Origin of the sequence: Exiguobacterium sp. S22-S28 (assembly GCF_043359615.1) — a bacterium.
GTDB lineage: Bacteria > Bacillota > Bacilli > Exiguobacteriales > Exiguobacteriaceae > Exiguobacterium_A.
Window position 1 is genome coordinate 1 of the sequence record NZ_JBHFFC010000013.1, and the last position, 25,251, is coordinate 25,251.

Here is a 25,251-nt window from a genome sequence, read left to right on the forward strand (position 1 = left end):
CCCTTCTTTTTTCTATCCTCAACATCTTTTTACGCTTTTTGTTTTGAAGCGATATTAACTGTTGCTGCCTGTTCGTTTGATTGATCTACTTCGAGCTTTGATTTATTGAGCCATGTGTAAACCATACCCATGAACAATGCTCCACCGATGATGTTTCCGAACAGTGCCGGAATCAGGTTATGGATTGCACCGGCAAAAGAAATCGCTTCTGGATGCGGAACGACTAAAGCCAGTGAGAACAATGCCATGTTCGCAATGACGTGGTCAAAACCAGAAGCAAAGAACACAGCAACCAAAATCATCATCATCATGATTTGCGCGAGTTCATTTTTCATGTTTTTCGGAATGAAGATCGCCAGACAGACCATCCAGTTACAGAAGATGGCTCGTGTGAAAATCTCCCATGTCGTATGATGAATTTTTGTCTCAGACACAGCAAATAACCAGTTTTCCATGCCAAGTTCTTGGATAATTCCTGTTTGCGAAAACAGTAAGGCAAAGGCAAGGCCACCAAGACCGTTCCCGATGAAACACAGTGTCCAGACTTTAAACGTATCCATTTTCGAAGTGAACCCTCGCATCGTTGATGTCGTGAAATACATCGTATTCCCTGTAAAGAGTTCCGCACCGCCGTATACGATCAAGACGAGCGCAACACCAAACGTCAACCCACCGACGAGTGTCGTAACCGGTGATTCATTTAAATAGAGACCGTTGATTGCTTTAAGTGTAAATATGATGGCAAAACCAATGAAAACGCCGGCTAGCATCGCTCGAACCATATACTCGAGTGGACGCATGTGTAACATTTGCGTCGATTTGACGGCTTTTTTTCGTAATCCTTCTAATGCTTCTACCTCATTCATCGTAGAAACCCCGCTTTCTTTTGTTCAAAACTTCACAATGTTTGTTCATTCATTATCATACTTCCATCTTATAAGATGTTCAAGTGATGAATAGACCTTATTTAGCGTTTTATCAAAAGAACGAGATGAAAACGATAACAATGTGTCAAGTTTGTGAAAAGTGCTTTTTCTTGTTATATACAACTATCATTTGAAGGTTATTTTTAAAGCGCTCTCGAACGTTTGGAAGAAGGCTGCACGTCTTGAATCTACCAAGACGTAGTCTTCGACGACGACGCGATTAAACCGGTTGGCAGAAGAAGCGGCACGTTCGATATCCGGCGGTGTATAATTTTCGATTTGAGGACGTTCCACTTCAAATGCCACTTTCACGGACGAATCCCGGTACGTGATTTGAAGTTCAGATAAATCGGATACACTTAAAAATAGTCCCAGTGTATGGTGCATGATGACCTTTGACAAGCGGCTCTCTAAAAAAGTCGACGTCTCATTACGAAGTTGCTCTATATTCTTTCCGAGCCAGTCTGTCCGGCTTTGTTCCTTCCCCCCATACCGTATCGTTACACGGGTCCCGTCTATGGAAACATTTTCAAGAGCTTCCGAGAACGGCAATTGTCGGACTAATTCTTTCATTGCTGCTGTATTCGAAACCGATATTCCAACGTGTCGTGCGATCACAGAACCGTCTTTATAACTTTCTTCTTCCGGTTGCTTTTCATGATGTAACACGAACCAGGAACCTGTCGTCAGACCCATCCCGACACATAACACAATCAACAGGATTCTTTTCAAACGAATTATCTCCCTTCTTGAAATCCGTTCACTGTATTCTTAATTTTCAAATCAAGGGTTGAATTAATCTTCATATCAGCGTACTCTTGCAGGCAGATACTTTAACGGAGGAGGAGCATGAGATTTCTCATCAATCACAATGAAAACTAATACACACACAAAGAAAAAACGTACAGAAAAAATCGGTTTCCTCTTGGTTGGAACATTGTTGTATTCGCTTTATATCAGTCTTCTGCTATCGCCTAATGATATCGGATCCGGCGGAATCATGGGGATCACTCTGATTGCCAAAGAATTGTTTCATACACCAATCGGATTAACACAGTTGGTGCTGAACATCCCACTTTTTTTACTTGGATTCCGTTTTTTGAGAAAACGCTTCATGTTTTTGTCCGGTCTCATCGTCGTGGTTTCGTCTTTCCTAATTGACTGGATTCCTACACAAATCGTACCAGAATCTTTAAACGATCCACTCGTCGCCTCTATTTTTGCCGGACTGGTTTCCGGACTAGCAATGGCCTTAATTTTTTTCGGCGGCGCTTCGACGGGCGGTCTCGATATTCTCGGGAAATTTTTCTATGCACGTTTTCATAATTGGCCGCTCCCTCGTATATTTTTAATGCAGGATTTAGTCATTTATGTTTTAGTTTGGTTCGTCTTTGACCTAAAGCACGTTATGTACGCCTTAATCATGAGTTTCGTCAGAGCAAAAGCACTTCAGACAGTGTATAGTTTCTATTCTGCTTCCAAGCAATGTATCATCATTTGCGAAAAGGCAGATGAGATCAATGAAGTCATCACAAAAGAACTTGGTCGTGGTGTGACGATTCTCGATGCACGCGGTGGGTATTCCAACCGAACGAAAAAGATGGTCTACGTCGTCGTACAAAATAACGAAATTCTTCGTCTGCAAGAAATCGTTTCTTCCGTTGAATCCAACGCCTTTGTTACGTTTTCGGAGATTCATACCGTATTCGGCAATTATAAAGAACATTCCTATTCTTTCTAAAGCTTTTTTCTCATCGAACCGTCACTTGCTAGATAAGTGACGGTTTTTTCTTGAGGTGACGTAAATCCAAAAAAGTAATCTCTATTTTTGCATAACTCTTCACTTTTTGGTAAATAGTGGTTAAGCTAAGAGCATAATGAATTTAAAAAGGACGGATTGTATGAAGCAGCTTTGGCGTCACCGTGTCATTCTTATTCTGATCGTCAGTCTGTTTGCCTCCATCCCGCTTCTTTACATGTTGAGCGGGTATCGAACCATTTCAAAGCTGACACACGAGATGTACACACAAGATGTTCCGATGATTAAACAAGTGGATCAACTGATAGAGCATAACCGTGATCGGGCCAATGCCGTTCGGGGATTATTATTGTACGAAGATGAACGTTATATCGAGCAATATTATTTTTCTACTTCAAAAGTTCATGATTTACGCCGTATCTTAAATGCATCCGTCCGAACTCCGGGTGCTATTAAAGACTTATTGCTCCGCAACAATGCATGGGAAACAGAAATCGAAAAAGTGTTCACCGTTTACGAGACGGATCATCCGAAATCTGCGAAAAGGTTGGCGAAACAAACGACACAAACAACGCAAACCATTTTGGAAGATCTCGCGCAAGTTAAAGATCAATTGTACCGTGACTTGGAACGAAAACTTGAGCTGACCAACGAAATGACGGCAGAATATAAGCAGATGTGTCTCAGTTTATCTATTTTGGCTTTTATACTGATTGCGACGGCAATCATCTTGTTTCACCGGTCAAAACCTGTTTTCTAAAAAAACACGTACCGTCCTTCGGACAGATACGTGTTTGAGTCATTCAGTCGATAACGCTTTTCCTTCATTAACGTGCTCCATCGCTAAATGAACAAGGGACGAGACATGATGATCATCTAAAGAGTAATAGACAACTTTCCCTTCTTTTCGATACTTGACCAATCCTTGCTTTAACAAGGTCCGTAAATGATGCGACGCTGTTGCAATCGAACAGTCAACAGAAGCGGAAACATCGCAGACGCACAGCTCCACTTCTACCGTTAAAGCGTAGGCAATCCGAAGACGGGTCGCATCCGACAGTACTTTAAATAACTTCCCAATGTCTGTTGTAGGAATCGTATCAACGACGTTTCCGATTTCTTCCGCACGTGCTCGATCAATGGCAATTGTTTCACAGCGGGGTGCCTCCACTACCATCACCTCTTTCCTTTTCATTGCACCATCGTTTTTAAAGAAATGCAAGGAAATCCATTTCAATACAAAATCAAAGCCCGATTCTCTATCCAAACGGAGCAGAGAAATCGGGCTTTGATTCTTTTGTGCATCGGATATATTTTTACTTCGTTTTCTGTCGGTTTCGTCTCGAAACGGCATACAGCAGCCATCCCCCTAAAAAATTTCCGATATCCCAAACAATCCGATTGTTGTCAATCGCACGAACTCCGATATCGATGATACCGGTACTTTGTAAACGTTCTTGATAGCGCGTGCGTAATTGACGGGGTAAGGGCAACCGTAACATCCCCCGGTAAAAAAGATCTAGGTGAGTATGCCCCCAAATCTCTGTCGCAATCGAACTGGTTTGAATCAATAAGGATCGTTTATACCTTTGTTGGTATTTGTTTTTTAACAGTACGGCTAATTGGTACGAATATCGATTGGGAAAAGGAAACAAACTTGCTGCTAAATGATACTTCCCACGATTTTCGACTCGAATGATTTGTGGTTCGATTTTATATCGAATCCACCGTCCCCGAAATCGAATAGACTGCCACTTCACGTATATCACCTCTCCAGTGATTATACCCTGTCTGAAACGCTCTGATGCACCTGTTTGGCGGCTTCTTTAAATTCTCTCGTCGCCCGTTCGACATCCGGTTGGGCAAATAATGCGGAGACGACGGCAAATCCATCCACTGCCACCCCTACTTCTGAAACATTTTCAAGCGTGATGCCCCCGATCCCGACTAACGGAAGCTCAACCGCTTGCCGGATTGCATGCAATGTCTCTTTCGACATGAACGTCGCATCGTTTTTAGTTGCAGTCGGGAAAAGCGAACCGACACCAAGATAATCCGCCCCATTTTGTTCAGCCGAGATTGCTTGTTCGACTGTCGAGACCGAGACACCGATTGTAGCGGTCGGCAAGAGTCGACGGGCTTCAGATAACGGAATGTCTTCCTGTCCGATGTGCAGTCCTGCCTGCACGAGCTGCGCGATATCGATCCGGTCATTGATGATAAACGGAATCCTGTACCGGTCCGCGAGTGCTTTCAGTTGAGTGGCCGCTTCTAGAAATTCCTTTCCGGAGGCTTCTTTTTCCCGCAATTGAACGATCGTCGCTCCGCCCTTGATCGTCGCTTCCACTGCTTCGACCAGCCGAGGTCTGGATTGAAGACGTGGATCCGTCACGGCATACACTAAATAATCAGGCTTCATTAAAGTGCACCTCCCGGAGTGTCTCCTCTGTCATCAAGCTGACGGCATTAAACAAACCGGTCCGAAAATCGCCAATTCCTTTTTTCTCATCCGCCTGTTCTCCGGCTTTCCCCATCAAATAGGTTCCTAAAGCAGCAGCTTCAAAACGTGCATAACCGGCCCCTAACAGCGTCGCAATCAAAGAAGCGGTCATACATCCCGTCCCCGTCACTTGACCGAGCCGTTTCGTTCCGACATCAAGATGAAGCTCGTGCTGTCCGTCCGTTACGAAGTCAACCGGTCCTGTGACCACGATGACTTGATTGGATTCGGCTGCAAACGCCCGGACTGCATGAAAATCCAGCGATTCTCCTTCGGCGACGTCGACTCCCTTTGTTGTCGTCGCCTGCCCAAGTAACGTTTTGATTTCTGAAGCATTTCCTTTAATCACCGTAAATTGAATCTGTTGCATCAGTTCCTTCATAAAATCCGTTCGTAAAGTAGTCGCCCCTGCTCCGACTGGATCCAAAATGATCGGTTTCCCTAAACGATTGGCGGTTTTACCTGCCAACAGTTGCGCCTCGCGCATCGCAGGATTCAGCGTCCCTGTATTGATCACGACGGCATCGGCAAGTGCCACCATCTCTTCGACTTCCAACAAATCGTCTGCCATGACAGGAGATCCGCCGAGTGCAAGTGTCATATTGGCACAATCATTAATGGTCACCGTATTCGTCAAATGATGGATTAATGGTTTTTTTTCCTCAATGGTTCGTAACATGATTTTCCCTCCAGAATTCTTGAACTACCTCCACCTACGCTTTGCTCAGAGGTGGAGGATTCCTGAGTTATCCGACCTACCGGTCGAAAATTGATCAGGCTAACCCCGCCGTCCCGACGGTTGAAGAAGCTAAGATGCGTTCAGCTTCTTGTTTGAGATTCAGTCCTGCATTCACATCCCGGTCGTGATGGATCCCGCAACTCGGACATTTCCATTCACGCAAGCCAAGATGTTTTACGTCTTTGTGTTGATGTCCGCAACTCGAGCACAATTGGCTCGAAGCAAAGGTCTTGCCAACCTTCACGACGGTCTTCCCGTACCAGTCTGCCTTGTACTCCAGCATGCGGAAGAACTCCGACCAGCTGACGTCCGAGATGGACTTGCTCAACTTGCGGTTCTTCTGCATGTTCTTCACCTGCAAGGTCTCGATGCCGATGACGTCGTGGCTTTGGACGATCTCGGTCGATACCTTGTGCAGGAAGTCGGTGCGCTTGTTTGCAATCTTCTCGTGGATACGGGCGACTTTCCGTTTCTGCTTCTGATAGTTTCTCGCCTCGGACAGCTTCACTTTCTTGTTCAAGGCGATGTGTTGACGGCGGGAGAGCTTACGTTGTTCGCGCGCCAGTTTCTTCTCAAGCGAACGGAAGTAACGGTCGTTCTTGTATGCCGTGCCGTCCGAGAGGGTGGCGAAGTTCTTGAGTCCGACGTCGACGCCGACGGATGAACCGGTCTTCGGCCGTTCGTTGATCTCCTGCTCGACGAGCAGAGAGACGAAATATTTGCCTGAAGCGTTACGTCGGATCGTGGCGTTCAAGATCCGTCCTGTGACCTGCTTCGAGTGGGCGAAACGAACCCATTTCAGCTTCGGAAGTTTGAGCTTGTTGCATCCAATCGATACTTCAGGAAGCTGGTTTTTGCCTTGGATGTTGGTCTTGTACGACTGGACGGGATGGCGCTTGGACTTGAAACGAGGGTGTTCGTTCTGCTTCTTGAAGAAGCGGTCAAACGCATCAGCAAGATGTTTGACGCTGATCTGAACAGAGGTACTATCCACTTCCTTCAACCAGTCGAACTCCTGCTTCAACACAGGAATTTCTTTGGAACAAGAACCATAGGACAGTCCTTTTCCAGTGGTCTTGTACATTTCATCCCACTTCGCCAAGAAGTGGTTGAAGATGAAGCGCGAACACCCGATCGTCTTCGCGATCAGGATTTCCTGCTCTTTTGTGGGGTAGATTCTGAATTTGTAGGCCTTGTGCTTCAACACCATTTTTCACCTCCTTCAAAGAGAATATACCCGAAAAGCAGGCTGGCGATTCATCTCCCACTTTCACTAGGGCTTCGCCCTTAACGTTTAGAAGTGGGCGTATTCTCGCCTAATTTTGATAAAAGTGATGAGTCGGTCCAATCCCGTGCCCAAGCGCAAAACCATGACGAATCGCTTCCGTCACATACCGCTTGGCATGGGCTACACTGTCGGTAAGCGAGTCCCCTAACGCAAGGCGTGCTGCAATCGCAGCTGACAACGTACAGCCTGTCCCGTGTGTATGCAGACGATCTAGACGCTCCTGCTCAAAGAAATGGTGTTGACCTTGTGTGTATAAAAGATCCGTGGCTTGTTGCCCTTCCAAATGTCCGCCTTTCAGCAACACGGAATCCACCCGTTGTTTAGACAACTCGATTGTGGCCTGCCGCATCTCCTCGATCGATTGAACCGGGTAACCGATCATCCGCTCGATTTCCGGAATATTGGGTGTCACGAGTGTCGCGAGCGGTAACAGTTCCTCCATCAATGCCTGCTTTGCATCCGTCTGCAGTAAATCATGCCCGCCTTTCGCGACCATGACCGGATCTAAAATGATCGGAACTTGACAGTGCTTGAGTTGTTGCGCGATGACGTGGATGGTTTCTTGATTCGAGACCATCCCGATTTTGACGGCATCCACACGAATATCTGAAAAAATTGAGGTGAGTTGCGCCTCGACGAGCGCCGGCGACACATCTTCAACCGCCTGGACTCCTAACGTATTTTGGGCAGTGATTGCTGTAATGACACTCATACCGTAGACACCAAGGGCGGAGAATGTTTTTAAATCTGCCTGGATTCCCGCTCCACCACCGGAATCAGATCCTGCAATCGTCAGTACATGTTTCATATCGCTTCCTCACTTTCGTGTGAGCAAATCTAAGGAAAGAAAACAGACGACAAAAAGCGCCGTCCGCTGTAAAAAAGCAGACGACGCCATGAATAACCGCTCAGACGGTTGAATCTTCCATGTCTTCGATCTCAACTTTCCTACGCTGGTATTATCCAGTTCAGGTGACAGGGTCGAAAACAGAATGGTTTTCCTCTCAGCCGGACTCCTCCAGCTCCCCTAGTTGCTCTTAAATTAAATTCTTTACCACTGTAGCACAGCCCTCAAAAAAAAACGAGCCACAGCTCGTTTTTATAAATATCCGAGTGGATTAACTGTATTAGCCGGTCCTGTCGCACTGTATTGGTATCCACCGACATGTAACTCAAAGTGAAGATGTGGTCCTGTTGAATTACCCGTATTGCCCAAAGTCCCAATGGATTGACCTTGCGAGACGGTTTGACCCGCACGGACAGACAACGAATTCATATGACCATAAACCGTTGTATAAACTTGACCATCCATAAAATGTGAAATCATGACATGATTTCCATAAGGTCCGCCACTCCCAGCTGTGATGACCGTTCCTGATGCAGCTGCACGAATCGGTGATCCTGCTGGACCGCTAAAGTCTACGCCGTTATGGAACGTATAGCCGTTCGCTCCACTTGCCGGTCCGAACCCTTGCGACACACTGCCGGAAGCCGGTCGAATGAATTTAGCTGAACCACTCGGGACACTTACAACAGGGACAGCATCATTTGTTTCATTCTTCGCCTGCGACTTCGCCGCTTCTTTTGCTGCACGTGCAGCCGCCGCTTTTTCAGCTGCAGCCTTTTCTGCCGCTGCCTTTGCAGCTGCTTTTGCCGCAGCAATGGCCCGTTCCTGAGCTTCTAATGTCGCTTGTAATTCTTTTGCATCCAAGAGCTTGGTCGTAAATTTCGTTTTACCTTTGCGTAATTTTTTTAAAGTGGCACTTCGTTCTTTCATCTGCTTTTTCAACTGCTTTTTTTGAACCAAAAGTACTTGTTTTTCTTTGACACGCTCTTCTTTTTTCGCTACGAGATCACGCTTCATCTCGTCTAATTTTTTCTGAGTTTCAAGATAGGCAGAAATCATCTTGTCATCCTGCTCAGCAATTTTTTTACCTGCCATAACACGGCTGAACAAATCACCTAGATTTTTTGATCCGAAAATGACTTCTTCCCATTTGATGGAATTCCCATCATTTTCTTGTAACACCCGTAAACGATCACCTAGTAATTCCTCTTGGCGCTTCAACATTTCTTCATATCGAACAATTTCCGCTTCCATTTCTTTAATGCGAAGACCCAATTGCTCGATTTGTTTATTTTTTTCTGAAATCCGAAAGATGTTCTCATTGATTGCAGCATCGATTTTATTGATTTCACGTTGTTCTTTTGAAATTTTAGCTTCTTGTTTTTTGATTGCTTTTTTTAGTTGGCGTTGTTCCGCTGCATTCTGTGATTTTTTCTCTTTGATCGTCGCAGCATGCCCTGCACTTGGTGCAGCTGACAAAAGTAATGTTCCTAGTAAAACAGTTGAAAGCAATTTTTTCAGCATATTCAATGTCCTCACTTATGTATGATTTCTTATTTGAAAAGTGCTTAATCCAAAGTAATTCTGTCTGAGATTGATTATAGCACCGTAATCGTTTCAATAAAATTTCATTTATATTTCAAGTGAAAGCGTTATTTTGTAATATACCTTTTAAAAACCTGGAAAAGAACAAAAAAAGAACGATTGCCGTAGCAAACGTTCTTCTCCTTTTTATAACATCGACATTGGGTTGACCGAATTCGCTGGACCTGAAGCACTGTAGCTGTATCCACCTACATGGATTTCAAAGTGTAAGTGAGGGCCAGTTGAATTTCCTGTACTTCCGAGTGCGCCGATTTGTTGTCCTTGGCTGACACGTTGACCGGCATGTGCATTTAACGAACTCATATGCGCATACACCGTTGTGTACGTTTTACCGTCTAATTGATGTGCAATCATAACGTGGTTGCCGTATGGACCACCGCTTGATGCTGTAATGACTGTTCCTGTTGCTGCTGCGACAATCGGTGTTCCAACCGGTGCTCCAAAGTCGATCCCATTATGGAATGAATAACCGTTTGACCCGCTTGCTGAACCGTATCCTTGTGTAATCGATCCACTCGTTGGATGAATGAACAAAGAAGAGGATGATGGTGCTGGAGTCGGTGCTGGTTCAGGCGTTGGTGTTGAAACAGCGGGTGCCGATTGTTTCGTTGACCCTGTCGAAGCAGACGATTTTTGATTTGCTTTGGCAGCAGCTTTCGCCGCTGCCGCTTCAGCCGCTTGCTGTTGAGACGCTGCTTTTTTAGCTGCCGCTGCTTGAGCAGCCTGCGCTTCTGCACGTGCTTTCGCTTCACGTGCTGCCTGTGCTTGACGCTCTTTTTCAATTCGTGCTTCACGTTCGCGCGCTGCTTTTTCAGCCGCGATGGCTTTTTCTTGAGCAATCAAAATTTGTTGAACTTCTTTTGCGTCCATCAACTGTGTTTCAAATTTCTTTTTTTGTTTACGAAGTTCTTTTAAACGTTTGTTTCGCTCTTTGATTTGTTTCTCAAGTTCTTGTTGTTGACGTTTCAACTCTTGCTTTTCTGTTACTAATTTAGCTTTTTTATCTTTTAATTCTTGTTGGGCAGCTGCCAATTTCTTTTGCGTATTTTGGTAATCTGTAATCATTTTATCATCTTGTTGTGAAATCGATTTTCCTGCTAAAACACGACTCACAAGATCCCCGACATCTTTTGATCCGAAAATGACTTCTTCCCATTTGATGGAGTTCCCGTCATTTTCCTGCATGACACGAAGACGATCACCCAGTAATTTTTCCTGCTTTTTTAATTTCGCTTTATACTTTTCAATTTGTTTTCCAAGTTCAACAATCTCTGCTTCGGTTGCTTTGATTTGACGGTCTTTTGTTTCAACCGCAAACATTTTTTCGTTTAATGCTTCATCTAACCGATTGACTTCTTGTTGAGTTTTAGAGATTTTTTGCCCTTCTTGATTCACTGAAGATTCCAAGTTTTTTTGTGTATCGGCATTTTCTTTTTGCTTTTGTTCGTTTTTCGTTTTTTGTTCACTTAAATCATCAGCTGCTACGAAATGAGGCGTAGATGAAAGAATAAGTGCGGAAACAATGAGCGACGCAAACGTTTTTTTCATGTAGTATTCCCTCTTTTTCTGTGTAGTTTATATAAGTATTTTGTATGATTGATGTAAGTGTTCCGTTAGTTTTATTTAAATTTCATAATAGTTTTTAGAAATTGTAAGAACGTTTTTGATTATAGCATTCATTTTTGCTCTATTATATTTCAGTGAGATGTCATTTATGATAAGTTCTTTTTTCGCCTGATGGAAAAGCGGCACACAGGTCTTTCCGATTGCGTGTTGTGGAAGAGTTTGACACACTAGGACTATCGAAGTAAAGGAGGAACTGTTTATGCATTTGGATCATACCGGCATAGCCGTTCGTGATATGCAAGAAGCCATCACATTTTATACGACCGTTTTAGGCGGAACCTTGGTTCGTGAGTACAGTAATCCGACTCCCGGGGTCGCCTCTAATATCGCAGTCATTGCCTTTGAAGAAGAAGCACATATCGAGTTATTAACACCAACAAGCCCTGAAAGCCCGATTGCCCGTTTTTTAAAACAACGGGGCAAAGGTGTCCACCATATTGCTTATCGCGTCGATGATTTAGATCAAGCCATTCTGGAAGCAAAAGAACGTGGGATTACATTTTTAGAAGACACGTACCGCAAAACTCCGCTCGGTCGACGATTAATCTATATGGATCCCCGTCACTCTCATGGGGTCATCACAGAACTCTGTGATTATCCAGAAAACTAAAAAAATGAGTATTCGTTGACTTTAGGTCAACGAATACTCATTTTTACTTAAAACTGTTACACCAATTTTGCTAGCATTTCACGGTTAAATGCCGGGATATCATCCGGTTGACGGCTTGAAACGAAGTTGTCATCGACAACCACTTCATTGTCTTCGTACGTCACACCCGCATTCTCTAAATCAATTCGAATTGATTTATATCCTGTCATTTTACGGCCCTTAACGATTTTTGCATTGATCATCAATTGCGGTCCATGACAAATCGAGAAGATTGGTTTTTTAGATGAATCGAATTCTTCTGTAAATGTCACAAAACGATCGTCTTCACGGAGTAAGTCCGGTGAAAAACCACCTGGAATCAATAATGCGTCAAAGTCTGAAGAAGAAGTCTCATCAATTGTTACATCGACTGTGACTTTTGCTTCCTCTTGTTTTCCGACTAATTCTGTACCTTTTTCTGTTCCGATGACTGTCACTTCATGACCCGCTTCTTTTAACGCATCGACAGGTCCGGTAAACTCTACATCTTCAAAATGATCGGCAAGCACGACTGCTACTTTTTTACCCATTTCGTTCATCCCCCAAATAAAAGTTTACATTACTTATCGAATCCTCGATCTCTTGATGAGACCGGATCATCCGGCATCTGATCTTTTCCTTTTAAAACTTCTTTTTGCTGTTCGGGTGAAAGCTCAAGTTCCTTGTCCGTCAAACGCTTTCGTTCATCTTCAAACTTTTCGTTTGGTCGATCCGTTCCTTTTGGAGCCATCTTGCTTTCCTCCCTCTTCAAAAAAAATCAGTTGTCTAAGGAATCTACTACTTTTACCGACAAATCAACATCGATGTTGCCGCGCGTTGCTTTTGAATACGGGCAGAATTGGTGTGTTTTCTCGAGTAAATCCTTTGCTTCTTCTTCTGTCACACCCACTACTTCGACAACAAGTTTAGCAGCAATTTTAACGCCGCCTGCTTCTTCGTCTTCCAGTAAGCTGACTTCAGAATTGGTACGTGTCTCGACTCGTTTTTTATCTTGGCGGGCCATCAGGTTGAATGCCCCATCAAAGCAAGCAGCGTATCCTGCTGCGAATAATTGTTCTGGATTTGAAGTAGGAATCCCTTCTTTGCCTTTCGTACCCGGCATGACAAGATCTAAATTAATTACGTTATCATCAGAGGCGACCTTTCCATCGCGTCCCCCTACTGCTGTTGCACGTGAAGTAAGAATTGTTTTCGTCATGAATAAGAACCCCTTTATCCGCTAATTTTAGTAGCTTGTTTCGGCCACATAAACTGTATTACCACTGTCATGAGAATAATAAACAATGAGAGAGCTCTTTCTAACAAAAAAAGACCACACCGAAGTGTAGTCCTGTTCCTTACATTCAAACGATTTCTTCAGTAACGGGTTCTTTTTCAGGTAACTGCAAGTAAATTGATTTGACCTGATGGTTGTCGACTTCCATCACTTTGACCGTATGATTTTTATAGCGGAATTCTTGTCCACTCGATACTTCCGTATCTTGTGCCATCACCCAGCCACCAATCGTATCGATATCTTCTTCTTCAATCCCGAGATTAAAGCGTTCGTTCAAATCATCAATTAAGACACGACCTGAAATCCGATATAACCGTTCATGAATCTGTTCGATATCTGCTTTTTCATCTTTATCAAACTCGTCCCGGATTTCACCGACGATTTCTTCCAAAATGTCTTCCATCGTGATGACACCGGCTGTCCCACCATACTCATCGATGACAAGAGCCATCGGTGTGCGTTCGACTTGCATCTTCAGCATCGCATCTTGCAATGGAGAGTATTCCGAGACAATCGGAAGGTTGTGAACATAATAGCTCAATGCCTTACCTTTGTTCGCCATATGATCCGTAAACAACTGTTTCGCGTTGATGAATCCTAAGATTTTATCTTTGTCGCCCTCTTCCGCAACCGGATAACGGGTGAACTGGTATTCTTCTACCAAGGCAATGATGTCCTGCATCGTGGCATCATTTGAAATAGTAATTAAATCCGTCCGCGGCAACATGATATCTTTCGCAATCCGTTCATCAAACGAAAAGATATTTTGCATGTAAGACAACTCGGTTTGGTTGATTTCACCACTCTTGTAGCTTTGGGTCATGATGATTTTAATCTCTTCTTCCGAGTGGGCATCTTCATGTCCGACCGGTTCGACACCAAACAAGCGCAAGAAAACTCGAGCGGATCCGTTGAGTAGCCAAATGACAGGTTTCATCACTTTTCCGAACCAGTAGAGCGGTGGTGCAAGGAGCATCGTAATGGCTTCTGTTTTTTGAATCGCCAATGATTTTGGTGCAAGTTCGCCAAGAACGACATGTAAAAACGTGACGACAGAAAAAGCTAACGTAAAGGATACAACGGTCGAAACGGATTCCGGAAGCGCAATCTCTTTAAATACCATCGCGAGAATAGCTCCCACCGTCGACTCTCCCAACCATCCCAGTCCAAGCGCCGTTACGGTAATACCCAACTGACATGCAGATAAATAATAATCCAGATTTTCCAATAACTTTTTAGCTGTTTTGGCGGTTTTACTGCCCTCTGTAATCAATTGATCGATTCGGGACATTCTCATTTTGACAACTGAAAATTCTGCTGCGACAAAAAAGGCAGTCAATACGATTAAGAGTGCAATAATCAAAAGCCGAATGATAATCGTTGTTGTATCAAATGTTTCCACTGCATGTGTACTGTCCAATCGTTTCCCCAAACTAAGGGGATTCACCTCCATTTAATTAAGCCGACGCTTGAGGCACCGGTCTCTTCCATCAAAAAGAAGCTTGTTTTAGGGAACAAGCTTCTCTACTTTTTCATATTCATACTATAACGGAACTCTCACAAAATGTGTACTTGCAGACAATGCTTCTTTTTGATCAGACGACATACATGATAAAAACAACAACCATCAAGAGCATGGCAATCCCTTTGAGAAGAGCGCTTGAAAGAATACCAAGCACCGTTCCGATTCCGATAGAAACGGACTCTTTCCACGTCTTTTTACTAATGATTTTTTCAGTCAAAATGGCGAATACAAATGGGAAAATCAATAATCCGATTCCGGGAAGGATAAATGGTCCTGTAATCAAACCGACAGTCGTCGCGATTTTGGCAGCCTGTGAGCCGCCTCGCCGATCGACGGTATAAGAACTTACCAAATAATCCAGTGTAAACAACAAGACGATAAAGATTGCTTGAATGATCCAGAAACTGACAGTCAACTCAGTAAAACCGAATCCGAATCCATAAATCAAAAATCCGATGACGAGTAACGGTGCACTTGGAATGACAGGATAAACAAGTCCTGCGAACGCAGCTAAAAAACAAATTGCAATCAAACTCCATAATATGATGGTCATGCCAATCTCCTACTTTCTAGTGTTCTTTCTTCTCTTGATTACGTTAAAACGTTCCCAGAGGTTTCATGAAAGTGCCCTCCTCTGAGCCTGTTCCAAATGCTTCCGATCCCACTCGTTCAGTCCGGACCAGTCGATTTCCGAACAAACAAACGGAACGAACCGGTCAATGCTTGCCTTGTGTTCCGGTAACGCATTCCGCTTCATGATTTCGAGCGATTCAAGCATCGTGGCAAGGACTGAGATATCTTCCTCGCCGTAATGCCGGAGTTGATAAAACGTCAAATACAACAGTTCAGAAAATGAGAGCCGCTTGACCGTAACAGAACCTTCCCCCTTTACTAGAAGATTACCATCTGGAAGCACGGCGTAACGTCTGAATAAGTCACCGATTTGCCGCATCGCATGGCGCGCCGTATTCGGATCATTGATACCGGGTGAAATCGCCCGAAGCGCTACTTCTGACAGCTTTTGAATCACAAATGGGAAATCTTGTTCTGCTGAACGCGTCGGTCCGATGAGAATCCCTTGCTCCACATCCTCTTGTTCGGCACTGCCAATCCGTTGCCCTTGCGTGATGTAGCTTCCAATCGCCACATCAATGGTGACATGCCCACCTGATTTCATTAATAATTCGGAGTCAATGGCCTGTAAATAACCGGTTTGCGAAGCCGTGAGATTAAACGAATAATCCGTCTGCTTATCCGGTAACAATTGGTGTTGCTCCTCTTCCACCGCTTTGATTTGCTCGTCAATCAGCGTACATCCTTCTTCATGTAAACGATCCAGTAAGGTCGTAACGCGGATCGATTGACTGACGATATGGATGAACGCAACAAACGCAATGACGGCGATCAAGACGACGATCACTGCGACGGCAGAAGCAACGACGCTGTCTTTCAACGACGGACGCATGAAAAACAGCATCGTGATCGAATAGGTGACGGTCCCGATAAAAATTCCAAAGATGTGTTGCACTTGCCGGTTCTCAATGAAATTCGGTAACGTCCGGGGTGAAAATTGGGATGAATAGGTCGTCAGGACGACTAAAATCGTCGAGAACGTGAATGTCATCATCGTCAGCAATCCCGTAAATACAGCGCTGTGGATAGTTTGTGCCAGCCCGAGTGTCGTTTTCCAATCCTTCGGGAACAACTCTTTTGCGTATAAATCGACGACCAGAACCATCGCTGTCAAAAACGCTCCCCCTACACCATACAGGAGAGGCCACCACCAATTTGTCTCTCGATACAATAACTTCAACTTCTGCATGCTTCAATCACTCCACTCTTAAATATACCGCTATATTTTTTAATTCCTGTTTCTTCATCTAGTAAAACGTGTTCAATTTATCTTTTTAAAACTTGCCGAGTCAATTCATTTTGTGAAAGTGTAAGTTTGTGTTTTACTTCTCCACATAACGTGAATAACTTAACTGTTATCAAAAACGAATTGGAGATGAATATCCATGCAACAGCAAACAGAATCAACCATCCATACAGATTTCACGAAGATTTTTATTAACGGTCAGTGGCGCAAAGGCGCAAGCGACAGCAATATGACAAACACAAATCCCTTCACAGGTGAAACATTATTTGAGATTTCAGCAGCAAACAACGACGACTTGGATGATGCTTATCAATCTGCGAAAATTGCTCAAAAAGAATGGGCAAAAGTGCCAGCGTTGAAACGCCAAGGACTCATCGAACAATTTTTAAAAGTCATGTACGAAGAAAAAGAAACAATCATTGACTGGCTGATTAAAGAATCCGGCAGTACACGGATTAAAGCAGAAGGTGAATTCCTCGCATCTGTCTTAATCGTTAAAGAAGCTGCGACTTTCCCGTTACGGATGCACGGTGAAATCCGGCCGTCGGTTGTACCGGGCAAAGAAAATCGGATTTATCGGAAGGCACTTGGTGTCATCGGTGTCATCAGCCCGTGGAACTTCCCGTTCCACCTTGCCGTTCGTTCGATTGCTACGGCTATCGCAATCGGAAACGCGGTCGTCGTTAAACCGGCAACCGATACACCGGTATCAGGCGGCTTGATCTTTGCCAGTCTCTTCGAAAAAGCTGGTCTGCCGAAAGGTGTCTTAAACGTCATCGTCGGTCGCGGATCAGAAATCGGCGACTCCATCGTCGAGCACCCGGTCCCACGTTTGATTTCCTTCACAGGTTCGACGGAAGTTGGTCGCCATATCGGTGAGCTAGCAGGGAAACATTTGAAAAAGACAGCACTCGAACTCGGCGGAAACAATGTCTTCGTCGTTCTTGATGACGCTGATCTGGATCGCGCCGTTGAATCCGCTGTTTACAGCAAATTCTATCACCAAGGTCAAATCTGTATGTCAACGAACCGAATTCTCGTTGCTCAATCGATTCACGATGAATTCGTAGAAAAATATGTCGCTCGTGTCAAAGAACTTCAGTTTGGTGACCCTTCAAACGGTCGGACACAAGTTGGTCCGCTGATCAATCAATCACAAGTTGATCGCATCATGGAAGAAATCGAAAAAACAAAAGCAGCTGGTGCGACGGTTCGTGTCGGCGGTGAAGCAGACGGTAACGTCATCGCACCTACTGTTGTCACTGGTGTCACAAATGATATGCCGCTCGCTAAAAACGAAATCTTCGGACCGGTCGCTGTCATCATTCCATTCAAAGATGATGCAGAAGCACTTGAACTCGCAAACTCACTTCCTTACGGATTAAGTGGTGCTGTTCACGGTTCTTCTATTGAACGGGCAACAGAATTTGCGCTTCAAGTTGAAACAGGCATGATCCACATCAACGATCAGTCGGTTAACGATGAGCCACACATGCCGTTTGGCGGCGAAAAAGATTCAGGGCTTGGCCGCTTTAACGGAGAATGGGTCCTCGAAGAGTTCTCGACGGTACAATGGTTATCTGTCATGCACGAACGCCGTCAATACAAACCATTTTTCGAATAAGATAATCTTACGACATGAGGTACGGGTTCTCCCGTACTTCTACATATGAAAGGAAGATGTAACATGCCATTACTTCGTTTTGATGTCATCGAAGGACGCTCGGATGAAGAATTAAAGTTATTACTCGATACAGCACATGAAGCGATGCTCGAAGCGTTTGATGTGCCGGAACGGGACCGCTATCAAATCGTTCATACCCACAAAGCAAACGAAATGGTCATCCAAGATACCGGTCTTGGACTCACACGGACGAATCGTGTCGTCCTGATCAGTGTGACGAGTAAGACACGAACCGAGGAAAAGAAACAGGCACTCTACCGTTTACTCGCTGAGCGGCTAGAAGCCGTATGCGGATTGGCGCCAAGTGATTTAATGGTTTCCATTGTTGAAAATGACGCTGCAGATTGGAGCTTCGGTCTCGGCAAAGCACAATTTTTAACAGGCGATCTGTGAAACGTTTTTTTCCTCTATCAAAAGGAGTCTAAACTTGAGCGTATGCCGAGTTTAGACTCCTTTTTCATTTACTTTTGATGTTCCGTTGGGTTCTGCCGTTGCAACGGTGCTTTCCAGTCAAATTTCTCCGGTACAAAGTCGAGTCCTCCCGGATGGAACGGTTGACACCGCATCAATCGTCGGGTTGTCAAATAACCGCCTTTAATGGCGCCGTGTTTTTCGATTGCTTCTTTGCCATAATGAGAACACGTCGGATAAAATCGGCACGTCGCCGGTTTCATCGGTGAAATCACTTTCTGATAAAAGTGAATACCACCAAGCATGATTTTTTTCATTTTTCCCCACCTTCTTTCCTAACTTTAACGCATATCAAAAGGATTTTCTGTTTGAGTGAATTATACTACTTCTGACAACTACTAAAAAGGAAGTGTACCTATGAAGGCTCTTACGTTTCGCTCCTTCGGAGATTCCAGTGTCCTGACCTATCAAGAACATCCGACGCCTGAAATTCGGCCAAATGAAGTATTGATTGAGATGAAAGCCATCGGTCTGAATTTTGCCGACATCTATCGTCGTAAAGGAAATTATCATTTAGAGGGAACGCCACCCTACCTGTTGGGCTATGAAGGGGCAGGCATCATTACCAAACTCGGAGACACTGTATCGGATTTACAGGTCGGTCAACGGGTCGCCTTCGCCGATGTTCCGAATGCCAATGCCGAGTTCGTCGTGGCACCATTTGATAAAGTCATTCCGTTACCAGATTCGATTTCTTATGAAACAGCTGCTTCTATCTTATTACAAGGATTGACCGCGCACTATTTGACACGGGACAGTTATGATATCCACCCGCGTGATCTGGTGTTGATTCATGCAGCCGCCGGTGGAGTCGGTCAATTATTGACGCAAATCGTTCGGTTACATGGAGCTATCCCAATCGGCTTGACGTCATCGACAGAAAAAGCAGAGATTGCCAAAAAGGCCGGATCTGAACATGTTTTTTTGTACTCGGATGATTGGGTGGAACAGATTCTAACATTGACGGACCAACAGGGAGTCGACGTCGTCTATGAATCTGTCGGCTCCACCCTAATGGACAGTTTTCAAGCGACGAAAACACATGGAACGGTCGTTTTTTATGGCATGGCCGGCGGTGATCCGGCACCTGTAGATCCCCGTTTCCTAATGGACACCTCTAAAACCTTGACAGGCGGCGATTTGTGGAATGTTTTGACGACACGAGAAGAGCGGGTCCGTCGTGCCGGTGAATTATTCAATTGGGTAGAATCCGGTCATTTACAAGTCGCTCACCCTACTACATTCTCTCTGTCAGACGGAAAACGTGCCCATGATTATTTGGAAGGACGCCAGAGCACTGGAAAAATTTTAATGATTCCTTGATCGTATTTAACGGCAAAGCACTTACCAGACATAGGTTGAGTGCTTTTTTCGCGTGAAATGATTACAAACGAGAGACAATTTCTTTTCTCAGAAATTCATTAGCTTAAGTAGTTGCATTTCTTCCTAAAAAAGCGTAGAGTAAATCTCATCAAAACCAGAAACTTAAATTAGTTTTTAGTTTCAAGAAGGAGATTTGATTTATGTTTCGCTCAGAATGGAAAAAATTAAAAAGTCCGATGATGATCATCGTGATTCTTGCACTTATTCTCGTCCCGTTTCTTTACAATTCAATCTTTTTGTCCGCTTTCTGGGATCCGTACGGTAAAACAGAAAATATTAAAGTCGCTGTCGTCAATGAAGACAAGGCGACGAAATTCGAGGGAGAAAAAATTGATATCGGAAATCAGTTCATTAAAAAACTGAAAAAGAATGATGACTTTGACTGGCAGTATCTTTCACGTAAAGAAGCAGCCAAACAACTGCGTGCTGGTGATATTTATATGACAGTCGTCATCCCTAAAAAATTCTCACACAATGCCACTACGTTACTTGACGATCATCCGAAAAAAATCGAGCTGGAATATTATCTGAATCCAGCCAAAAACTATTCCGGTACGCAGGTTTCCAGTGCTGCTGCCAAACAATTAAACGAAAAAATCCGTAAATCTGTCACCAAACAATACAGCAGTGCGATTTTTGGATCACTCAAAAAAATCGCCAAAGGATTCGAAGATGCTTCCGAAGGTTCTGCTAAACTCGAGGACGGTGCCAAAAAAACGACTGACGGCGCTAAAACACTTACGACCAATCTCGGAAAACTGACGAGCGGAACCAATACTCTATCGACGAATTTAACGAAAGCGAATGAGGGTTCTGCTCAAATCTCAACCGGTTTGAACACACTTACTGACGGAACACAAACGCTCGCAGAAAAATCCGGTGAACTATCAAGTGGTCTCAACCAACTGGATAGCAGCAGCAATAAACTAAATGCAGGTGCTGCCGATTTACAAACAGGTGCAACTAAGTTACGTGCGGGAACCGAAAAAGCCGCTGCTGGTACAAGCGAACTCAATCGTAAACTGCCTGCATTTACAGCAGGTCTTGATCAACTGAATGCCCGTGCTCAGGAAGCCAATGCATCGTTGGCTGCTGTCAACGATGCTGCAGATACGCTAAAACAAGATTTAAGCACGCGTCGTGAAGCACTTGAAGCAAATGTCGCTAATATCAAAGCAGTCATCGCTTCTTCCGAAACCTTAACGGAAGAAGAAAAAAATACCTTGCTAGGATCCATCGCAACGATGGAACAAAATGTACAAAATTTAGCCCAACAAGAATCATCACTTGATGCAAGCCTTGCCCAAGCAAACGATGCAACAGACAAAATCAATCAACTTGCTGTCGGTGGTCAAAATATCGCGTCTGCTGTTTCGCAACTAAATGATGGTCAAGCTCAACTGCTTGCCGGTTCAAAACAATTAGAACAAGGTCAAATCGCATTCAATCAAGGTTTGACCGCCTATACAGACGGTGTTCGTAAAGCAGCTGCCGGAAGCAGCCAATTGACAGCCGGTTCACAAAAACTGGCGACGGGGGCGAATGACGCGAGCACGGCATCCGACAAATTGACGTCAGCACTTGGTCAATTATCCGACGGTGCGGTCTCTCTTTCATCCGGTGCAGGACAATTAACGGACGGTGCTTCTCGTCTCGCGGATGGGAACTCAAAACTCGTTGATGGCGCCAACACCTTGAAAACAGAACTCGGTAAAGGAGCTAAGGATGCTACTGTCAAACCATCCAATGATCGGGATAACATGCTGGCTGAACCAGTCGTCTTAAAGGAACATGATTATTCTACTGTCAATAACTACGGATCCGGTCTTGCGGCTTACATCCTCAGCATCGCTTTATTTGCCGGTGCCTTGATGTTCTCTTCCGTTTACCAAATCCGTCCCGAACATGGTGAGACGTTGACATGGCGTTTCCTCGTCGGAAAACTGTCCATCATCTTACCAATCGGTGCGTTACAAGGAATTGCTGCTTCAGTCGCCATCATTTATGTACTGGATGCGGACGTCGCAAGCGCTCCTGCTTTATACGGCTTTGCCGCCTTGACAGGCATGACGTTCATTACATTGCTCTTTACGTTAACAATGCTTTTCGGTCGGGTTGGACAATTCACTGCATTCTTACTCTTATTACTGCAAATCGGTGGAAGCGGCGGGACATTCCCGGTCGAAATGACACCAGCCTTTTTCCAAACAATTCACCGCTTCCTACCAATGACGTACTCGGTCACAGGTTTCCGTGAAGCACTTGGAATTGGTGTCACCGATACATTGATTTCTAACAGTCAGGTTCTTGGTCTGATTCTGTTTTCTGCTCTTGCTATCAGCTTTGCTGGTGCTTTAGGTGGAAAACGAATTCTTCTTTCGACGAAAGCGAGAAAACGCCATGACACTGTCTGATAAGGAACATCTAATTTTAGATGCTGCGATGGCTTGTTTTTCAGAACTTGGTTATAAAGGAACGACCATCGAACGCATCGCGAAACGCGCTCATGTCGGAAAACCGACTGTTTATCAACTGTTTGAAAGTAAGCTTGATTTATTTGAATCGCTCGTCACGCGCGTTCTGCAGGATATGAAAGCAGAAGCAGAAAATGCCTATGCAACAACAGCTTCAATCGAGGAAAATAAACAGGCGATGATTGACGCAATCGTTAATCATCAGCAACAACATTTGTTCATTTTGCAAATCATACAAGAAACCCATACGTTGAAATTGCAGGAAATGTTTGAATTGCGCGTCCGGATTGAGCAACACATCGTTGAATATATCAAGAATCTGCTCGAAACACGTCTTGAACTGGAGAAACGTTCACCGAATGTTCCGGTTGAAATCACTGCTTTTCTGTTGTTCAAGACCTATATTGCCTTGATTTCCGACTGGCCGTTGATTGGTCCTCCACTTGATTTAAAAACAATCAGTCAAGCGATGTTAAAATTGTTATAATGAAACAGCCTCTCGATGTATGGAGAGGCTGTTTTGCGTTATGGATTCCTAATCATATTGGAATGGAGTGTTTTATTTGTCTCAACTTTTACTGTCTAATTTCCTGTTCACGTTGGCTTTACTGGTATACGTCATCGTCTCGCTCGTCGACATGTGGAAATCGTATACCCGTACCAGTTCCAAGACAGACTTTCTGTTCTTTATTTTGACGTTGATTACTGTATTTGTCGGATTTCTCTTATCTCCATTTCTTTCACTCGCCTTTCAGTGGAAACGAAGTCGTGCGAAACGAATCATCGGACTTTTACTTATTGCCGTCCCTGTAGGTCTTATTTTTGTAAGTTCTTTTTTATCATGACGTAAGTTCCCGATCAAACGATCCGTATGTCGTCCAGCGGATCGCTTTTTCATGTTCTTCCACCTAGAAATAGTTTCCGCAACAGTTCTTTTTCGGGCGTCGGTGCAGCATTAATCGCTTCAAGACAAGGTCGGTCGTCATATGCGACTTCTATAATATCCACTGCTACGGCATTGCCATGAATATCGGTAATGACTGCGAACTTCATGAAAACGCCTCCATTGTAAGTATGATGGTCTTTCTCACTTTTCCCTCTTTTAAAGTAAAAAAATCTTTGGGAATAAGTTGTCAGAAAATATTGATTATTCATCCTGACCGTGTTAGGCTTAGAAAAATTCATTGAGAGGAGCATCATCTTATGTATATACAACAAATTGCTGGCCGACTGATTATTCTATGTTCGAGGGACTGAAACCTTTTCCGTTGATTTTCGGAATTGATTTTGGGCCCTTCTTTCGATGCATCGAATGAGGCGCCCGCAGGAATGATGGCGCCTATCCGATAACGGATAGGTTTTTTTTATGGCAAAACAAAATAGAGAGAGGATGAGTGAATTGAAGGAATATGCGATGGATCGAATGGTGAAAGTGTCTGCCGGTATGGCGAATGCCGTGTTAGTGACGTTAGGGGTAGGATTATTGATTGAAACGTTCGGCAACTTATTACATATTGAGATGTTACTCACGATTGGCGGTGTCGCCAAAGTCTTACTTGCCCCGGCACTCGGAGCCGGCATCGCTTATCAACTTGGCGGGAATACACTTGTTTTATTCAGTTCCATGATTGCCGCAACGATTGGCGGAGCGGCACTTCAGCCAACGGACGCCGGGCTTGTCCTCGTGCCGGGTCAACCAATCAGTGCATTGCTCGCTGCTGCCGTTGCTGTCTTCGTCGGAAAACGAATGACCGGAAAAACAAAATTCGATATGATGGCTATTCCGGTCAGCGCTGTCCTTGCCGGTGGTTTTACTGGTCTCGCTGCTGCTGCTGTCACGACACCGTTACTCACTCGATTCAGTGCCATGGTTACTGCGTCAGTCGAATCTTCACCGATCGCGACTTCACTTGTCATCGCCCTTATTTTTAGTGTCTTATTGATGTCACCCGCATCATCGGCTGCACTCGCGATTGCTCTTCAGCTCGATCCCGTCGCCAGCGCCGCTGCTTTGATCGGTTGTTCCGCCCAGTTCGTCGGCTTTACGTTGATGGCATATCGTCAGACCGATCCCGGTGGATTGATTGCTTCTTTCTTCGTCACACCAAAAGTCCAGTTCCCGAACATCGTTAAAAATCCGCGCCTTGTCGTCGCACCATTCCTAGCCGCGATGATTTCCGCGCCAATTGCAACACTTGTTCTTTCACTCGAAGTCCCTTATGAGCTTGCCGGTCTTGGATTAAATTCGATGATCGCGCCGCTTAACATCTTCGTCAATCAAGGATTCAATGCCTTCCTTGTCTTTTTCGCAACCGGCGTGCTTCTTCCCGGTATTTTGACGCTCGTCTTTTACCGGATGACGACGATGGCCGGTTGGACAAAAATGGGCGATCTTCGTTTAGAGATTCAATAAGGCTCAGTTGCTATTCCTTTCATTGTTAATGAAGGAATAGCTTTTTTTATACAAAAAAAATCCCGTTCATCAAAAGATGAACGGGATTTTGGTATGATTCTGACTGGGCTCGAACCAGCGACCTCTACCCTGTCAAGGTAGCGCTCTCCCAGCTGAGCTACAGAATCATGTGATGTCGTACTGGGTATATGTTTATTATAGCAACAT

At 44.4% G+C, this 25,251-nt stretch carries 28 protein-coding genes, 1 tRNA gene and 1 riboswitch; of the genes, 10 read left to right on the plus strand and 19 right to left on the minus strand.

Annotated features, from left to right (window positions below; all coding sequences use genetic code 11):
• Nucleotides 1–29: 29 nt before the first annotated feature.
• Entirely contained in the window at nucleotides 30–866 is an 837-nt protein-coding gene (locus ACHA8N_RS03100) for a formate/nitrite transporter family protein (protein ID WP_147512246.1), read from the minus strand.
• Between the two features lie 186 nt (nucleotides 867–1,052).
• Complete coding sequence (locus tag ACHA8N_RS03105) at nucleotides 1,053–1,658, minus strand: hypothetical protein (RefSeq protein ID WP_393964673.1); 606 nt, start codon at nucleotides 1,656–1,658, stop codon at nucleotides 1,053–1,055.
• 139 nt (nucleotides 1,659–1,797) lie between these two features.
• Between ACHA8N_RS03105 and ACHA8N_RS03110 the strand changes: the two genes are divergently transcribed.
• Both ACHA8N_RS03110 and ACHA8N_RS03115 read left to right on the plus strand, forming a co-directional pair.
• Complete coding sequence (locus ACHA8N_RS03110) at nucleotides 1,798–2,667, plus strand: YitT family protein (RefSeq protein WP_147512248.1); 870 nt, start codon at nucleotides 1,798–1,800, stop codon at nucleotides 2,665–2,667.
• 160 nt (nucleotides 2,668–2,827) lie between these two features.
• Nucleotides 2,828–3,445 (plus strand): CHASE3 domain-containing protein, encoded by a 618-nt coding sequence (locus ACHA8N_RS03115; RefSeq protein WP_393964674.1) that lies wholly within the window; start codon nucleotides 2,828–2,830, stop codon nucleotides 3,443–3,445.
• Between the two features lie 39 nt (nucleotides 3,446–3,484).
• On the opposite strand, the gene ACHA8N_RS03120 is transcribed toward ACHA8N_RS03115, so the two are convergent.
• The 8 genes from ACHA8N_RS03120 to ACHA8N_RS03155 form a co-directional block, all read right to left on the minus strand.
• Nucleotides 3,485–3,856: a metalloregulator ArsR/SmtB family transcription factor gene (locus tag ACHA8N_RS03120; protein WP_147512250.1), complete on the minus strand. Its 372-nt coding sequence runs from the start codon at nucleotides 3,854–3,856 to the stop codon at nucleotides 3,485–3,487.
• Nucleotides 3,857–4,001: 145 nt separating this feature from the next.
• Nucleotides 4,002–4,445: a hypothetical protein gene (locus tag ACHA8N_RS03125; protein WP_393964676.1), complete on the minus strand. Its 444-nt coding sequence runs from the start codon at nucleotides 4,443–4,445 to the stop codon at nucleotides 4,002–4,004.
• A gap of 20 nt (nucleotides 4,446–4,465) precedes the next feature.
• Entirely contained in the window at nucleotides 4,466–5,104 is a 639-nt protein-coding gene (gene thiE / locus ACHA8N_RS03130; protein WP_393964677.1) for a thiamine phosphate synthase, read from the minus strand.
• Nucleotides 5,094–5,864, minus strand: a complete 771-nt coding sequence (gene thiM, locus ACHA8N_RS03135) for a hydroxyethylthiazole kinase (RefSeq protein ID WP_393964678.1) — start codon at nucleotides 5,862–5,864, stop codon at nucleotides 5,094–5,096. The genes thiE and thiM overlap by 11 nt, the downstream gene beginning before the upstream one ends.
• Nucleotides 5,865–5,958: 94 nt before the next feature.
• On the minus strand, nucleotides 5,959–7,131 hold the full coding sequence (gene tnpB / locus ACHA8N_RS03140; RefSeq protein WP_393964694.1) for an IS200/IS605 family element RNA-guided endonuclease TnpB: 1,173 nt from the start codon (nucleotides 7,129–7,131) through the stop codon (nucleotides 5,959–5,961).
• A gap of 109 nt (nucleotides 7,132–7,240) precedes the next feature.
• A complete protein-coding gene (gene thiD, locus ACHA8N_RS03145; RefSeq protein WP_393964679.1) occupies nucleotides 7,241–8,020 on the minus strand; it encodes a bifunctional hydroxymethylpyrimidine kinase/phosphomethylpyrimidine kinase in 780 nt (259 codons plus the stop codon).
• 120 nt (nucleotides 8,021–8,140) lie between these two features.
• A riboswitch (TPP riboswitch) is annotated at nucleotides 8,141–8,251 on the minus strand.
• A 60-nt stretch (nucleotides 8,252–8,311) separates the two neighbouring features.
• A complete protein-coding gene (locus ACHA8N_RS03150) occupies nucleotides 8,312–9,583 on the minus strand; it encodes a murein hydrolase activator EnvC family protein (RefSeq protein ID WP_393964680.1) in 1,272 nt (423 codons plus the stop codon).
• 207 nt (nucleotides 9,584–9,790) lie between these two features.
• The gene (locus tag ACHA8N_RS03155; RefSeq protein WP_147512256.1) at nucleotides 9,791–11,212 is read right to left on the minus strand and encodes a murein hydrolase activator EnvC family protein; all 1,422 of its coding nucleotides are present in this window, start codon (nucleotides 11,210–11,212) and stop codon (nucleotides 9,791–9,793) included.
• 277 nt (nucleotides 11,213–11,489) lie between these two features.
• Here ACHA8N_RS03155 and ACHA8N_RS03160 point away from each other — a divergent pair, with 277 nt between their 5' ends.
• Nucleotides 11,490–11,900, plus strand: a complete 411-nt coding sequence (locus ACHA8N_RS03160) for a VOC family protein (RefSeq protein WP_147512257.1) — start codon at nucleotides 11,490–11,492, stop codon at nucleotides 11,898–11,900.
• A gap of 56 nt (nucleotides 11,901–11,956) precedes the next feature.
• Here ACHA8N_RS03160 and ACHA8N_RS03165 read toward each other — a convergent pair whose 3' ends face one another.
• The 6 genes from ACHA8N_RS03165 to ACHA8N_RS03190 all read right to left on the minus strand — a co-directional run bounded on the left by ACHA8N_RS03165 (nucleotide 11,957) and on the right by ACHA8N_RS03190 (nucleotide 16,562).
• The gene (locus tag ACHA8N_RS03165; protein ID WP_147512258.1) at nucleotides 11,957–12,469 is read right to left on the minus strand and encodes a type 1 glutamine amidotransferase domain-containing protein; all 513 of its coding nucleotides are present in this window, start codon (nucleotides 12,467–12,469) and stop codon (nucleotides 11,957–11,959) included.
• 29 nt (nucleotides 12,470–12,498) lie between these two features.
• Nucleotides 12,499–12,669, minus strand: a complete 171-nt coding sequence (locus ACHA8N_RS03170) for a hypothetical protein (RefSeq protein WP_167498388.1) — start codon at nucleotides 12,667–12,669, stop codon at nucleotides 12,499–12,501.
• A gap of 27 nt (nucleotides 12,670–12,696) precedes the next feature.
• On the minus strand, nucleotides 12,697–13,137 hold the full coding sequence (locus ACHA8N_RS03175; protein WP_147512259.1) for an Ohr family peroxiredoxin: 441 nt from the start codon (nucleotides 13,135–13,137) through the stop codon (nucleotides 12,697–12,699).
• A 145-nt stretch (nucleotides 13,138–13,282) separates the two neighbouring features.
• A complete protein-coding gene (locus tag ACHA8N_RS03180; protein WP_147512260.1) occupies nucleotides 13,283–14,668 on the minus strand; it encodes a hemolysin family protein in 1,386 nt (461 codons plus the stop codon).
• Between the two features lie 142 nt (nucleotides 14,669–14,810).
• Entirely contained in the window at nucleotides 14,811–15,293 is a 483-nt protein-coding gene (locus ACHA8N_RS03185) for a DUF456 domain-containing protein (RefSeq protein WP_393964681.1), read from the minus strand.
• Nucleotides 15,294–15,356: 63 nt separating this feature from the next.
• Nucleotides 15,357–16,562 (minus strand): DUF2254 domain-containing protein, encoded by a 1,206-nt coding sequence (locus ACHA8N_RS03190; RefSeq protein ID WP_393964682.1) that lies wholly within the window; start codon nucleotides 16,560–16,562, stop codon nucleotides 15,357–15,359.
• A 196-nt stretch (nucleotides 16,563–16,758) separates the two neighbouring features.
• On the opposite strand from ACHA8N_RS03190, the gene ACHA8N_RS03195 reads away from it, so the two are divergent.
• Together ACHA8N_RS03195 and ACHA8N_RS03200 are read left to right on the plus strand one after the other, a co-directional pair.
• Nucleotides 16,759–18,243: an aldehyde dehydrogenase family protein gene (locus tag ACHA8N_RS03195; RefSeq protein ID WP_147512263.1), complete on the plus strand. Its 1,485-nt coding sequence runs from the start codon at nucleotides 16,759–16,761 to the stop codon at nucleotides 18,241–18,243.
• 63 nt (nucleotides 18,244–18,306) lie between these two features.
• Nucleotides 18,307–18,696 carry a tautomerase family protein gene (locus ACHA8N_RS03200; RefSeq protein WP_026833895.1) on the plus strand — a complete coding sequence of 130 codons (390 nt, stop codon included), beginning with the start codon at nucleotides 18,307–18,309 and terminating at the stop codon, nucleotides 18,694–18,696.
• 68 nt (nucleotides 18,697–18,764) lie between these two features.
• On the opposite strand, the gene yidD is transcribed toward ACHA8N_RS03200, so the two are convergent.
• Complete coding sequence (yidD, locus tag ACHA8N_RS03205) at nucleotides 18,765–19,031, minus strand: membrane protein insertion efficiency factor YidD (protein ID WP_393964683.1); 267 nt, start codon at nucleotides 19,029–19,031, stop codon at nucleotides 18,765–18,767.
• Nucleotides 19,032–19,131: 100 nt separating this feature from the next.
• Here yidD and ACHA8N_RS03210 point away from each other — a divergent pair, with 100 nt between their 5' ends.
• From ACHA8N_RS03210 to ACHA8N_RS03225, 4 genes are all read left to right on the plus strand, one after another.
• Nucleotides 19,132–20,097, plus strand: a complete 966-nt coding sequence (locus ACHA8N_RS03210) for a quinone oxidoreductase family protein (RefSeq protein WP_393964684.1) — start codon at nucleotides 19,132–19,134, stop codon at nucleotides 20,095–20,097.
• 200 nt (nucleotides 20,098–20,297) lie between these two features.
• Nucleotides 20,298–22,571 (plus strand): YhgE/Pip family protein, encoded by a 2,274-nt coding sequence (locus ACHA8N_RS03215; protein WP_393964685.1) that lies wholly within the window; start codon nucleotides 20,298–20,300, stop codon nucleotides 22,569–22,571.
• Entirely contained in the window at nucleotides 22,558–23,118 is a 561-nt protein-coding gene (locus tag ACHA8N_RS03220) for a TetR/AcrR family transcriptional regulator (RefSeq protein ID WP_393964686.1), read from the plus strand. Before ACHA8N_RS03215 ends, ACHA8N_RS03220 begins: the two co-directional genes overlap by 14 nt.
• A 76-nt stretch (nucleotides 23,119–23,194) precedes the next feature.
• Nucleotides 23,195–23,476, plus strand: coding sequence for a hypothetical protein (locus tag ACHA8N_RS03225; RefSeq protein ID WP_393964687.1), 282 nt, complete (start codon nucleotides 23,195–23,197; stop codon nucleotides 23,474–23,476).
• Between the two features lie 49 nt (nucleotides 23,477–23,525).
• On the opposite strand, the gene ACHA8N_RS03230 is transcribed toward ACHA8N_RS03225, so the two are convergent.
• The gene (locus ACHA8N_RS03230) at nucleotides 23,526–23,684 is read right to left on the minus strand and encodes a hypothetical protein (RefSeq protein WP_393964688.1); all 159 of its coding nucleotides are present in this window, start codon (nucleotides 23,682–23,684) and stop codon (nucleotides 23,526–23,528) included.
• A gap of 337 nt (nucleotides 23,685–24,021) precedes the next feature.
• Between ACHA8N_RS03230 and ACHA8N_RS03235 the strand changes: the two genes are divergently transcribed.
• Nucleotides 24,022–25,044, plus strand: coding sequence for a PTS sugar transporter subunit IIC (locus ACHA8N_RS03235; RefSeq protein WP_393964689.1), 1,023 nt, complete (start codon nucleotides 24,022–24,024; stop codon nucleotides 25,042–25,044).
• Between the two features lie 94 nt (nucleotides 25,045–25,138).
• Here the strand turns inward: ACHA8N_RS03235 and ACHA8N_RS03240 are convergent.
• Nucleotides 25,139–25,211, minus strand: a tRNA-Val gene (locus tag ACHA8N_RS03240).
• Between the last annotated feature and the right edge of the window lie 40 nt (nucleotides 25,212–25,251).

Bases quoted from the DNA above. Each gene is read 5' to 3' on its own strand.
- ACHA8N_RS03100 (WP_147512246.1), bottom strand. From the start codon at position 866: ATGAATGAGGTAGAAGCATTAGAAGGATTACGAAAAAAAGCCGTCAAA.
- ACHA8N_RS03110 (WP_147512248.1), top strand. From the start codon at position 1,798: ATGAAAACTAATACACACACAAAGAAAAAACGTACAGAAAAAATCGGT.
- ACHA8N_RS03115 (WP_393964674.1), top strand. From the start codon at position 2,828: ATGAAGCAGCTTTGGCGTCACCGTGTCATTCTTATTCTGATCGTCAGT.
- thiE (WP_393964677.1), bottom strand. From the start codon at position 5,104: ATGAAGCCTGATTATTTAGTGTATGCCGTGACGGATCCACGTCTTCAA.
- thiM (WP_393964678.1), bottom strand. From the start codon at position 5,864: ATGTTACGAACCATTGAGGAAAAAAAACCATTAATCCATCATTTGACG.
- thiD (WP_393964679.1), bottom strand. From the start codon at position 8,020: ATGAAACATGTACTGACGATTGCAGGATCTGATTCCGGTGGTGGAGCG.
- ACHA8N_RS03150 (WP_393964680.1), bottom strand. From the start codon at position 9,583: ATGCTGAAAAAATTGCTTTCAACTGTTTTACTAGGAACATTACTTTTG.
- ACHA8N_RS03155 (WP_147512256.1), bottom strand. From the start codon at position 11,212: ATGAAAAAAACGTTTGCGTCGCTCATTGTTTCCGCACTTATTCTTTCA.
- ACHA8N_RS03160 (WP_147512257.1), top strand. From the start codon at position 11,490: ATGCATTTGGATCATACCGGCATAGCCGTTCGTGATATGCAAGAAGCC.
- ACHA8N_RS03165 (WP_147512258.1), bottom strand. From the start codon at position 12,469: ATGGGTAAAAAAGTAGCAGTCGTGCTTGCCGATCATTTTGAAGATGTA.
- ACHA8N_RS03170 (WP_167498388.1), bottom strand. From the start codon at position 12,669: ATGGCTCCAAAAGGAACGGATCGACCAAACGAAAAGTTTGAAGATGAA.
- ACHA8N_RS03175 (WP_147512259.1), bottom strand. From the start codon at position 13,137: ATGACGAAAACAATTCTTACTTCACGTGCAACAGCAGTAGGGGGACGC.
- ACHA8N_RS03180 (WP_147512260.1), bottom strand. From the start codon at position 14,668: ATGGAGGTGAATCCCCTTAGTTTGGGGAAACGATTGGACAGTACACAT.
- ACHA8N_RS03185 (WP_393964681.1), bottom strand. From the start codon at position 15,293: ATGACCATCATATTATGGAGTTTGATTGCAATTTGTTTTTTAGCTGCG.
- ACHA8N_RS03190 (WP_393964682.1), bottom strand. From the start codon at position 16,562: ATGCAGAAGTTGAAGTTATTGTATCGAGAGACAAATTGGTGGTGGCCT.
- ACHA8N_RS03195 (WP_147512263.1), top strand. From the start codon at position 16,759: ATGCAACAGCAAACAGAATCAACCATCCATACAGATTTCACGAAGATT.
- ACHA8N_RS03200 (WP_026833895.1), top strand. From the start codon at position 18,307: ATGCCATTACTTCGTTTTGATGTCATCGAAGGACGCTCGGATGAAGAA.
- yidD (WP_393964683.1), bottom strand. From the start codon at position 19,031: ATGAAAAAAATCATGCTTGGTGGTATTCACTTTTATCAGAAAGTGATT.
- ACHA8N_RS03210 (WP_393964684.1), top strand. From the start codon at position 19,132: ATGAAGGCTCTTACGTTTCGCTCCTTCGGAGATTCCAGTGTCCTGACC.
- ACHA8N_RS03215 (WP_393964685.1), top strand. From the start codon at position 20,298: ATGTTTCGCTCAGAATGGAAAAAATTAAAAAGTCCGATGATGATCATC.
- ACHA8N_RS03220 (WP_393964686.1), top strand. From the start codon at position 22,558: ATGACACTGTCTGATAAGGAACATCTAATTTTAGATGCTGCGATGGCT.
- ACHA8N_RS03230 (WP_393964688.1), bottom strand. From the start codon at position 23,684: ATGAAGTTCGCAGTCATTACCGATATTCATGGCAATGCCGTAGCAGTG.
- ACHA8N_RS03235 (WP_393964689.1), top strand. From the start codon at position 24,022: ATGAGTGAATTGAAGGAATATGCGATGGATCGAATGGTGAAAGTGTCT.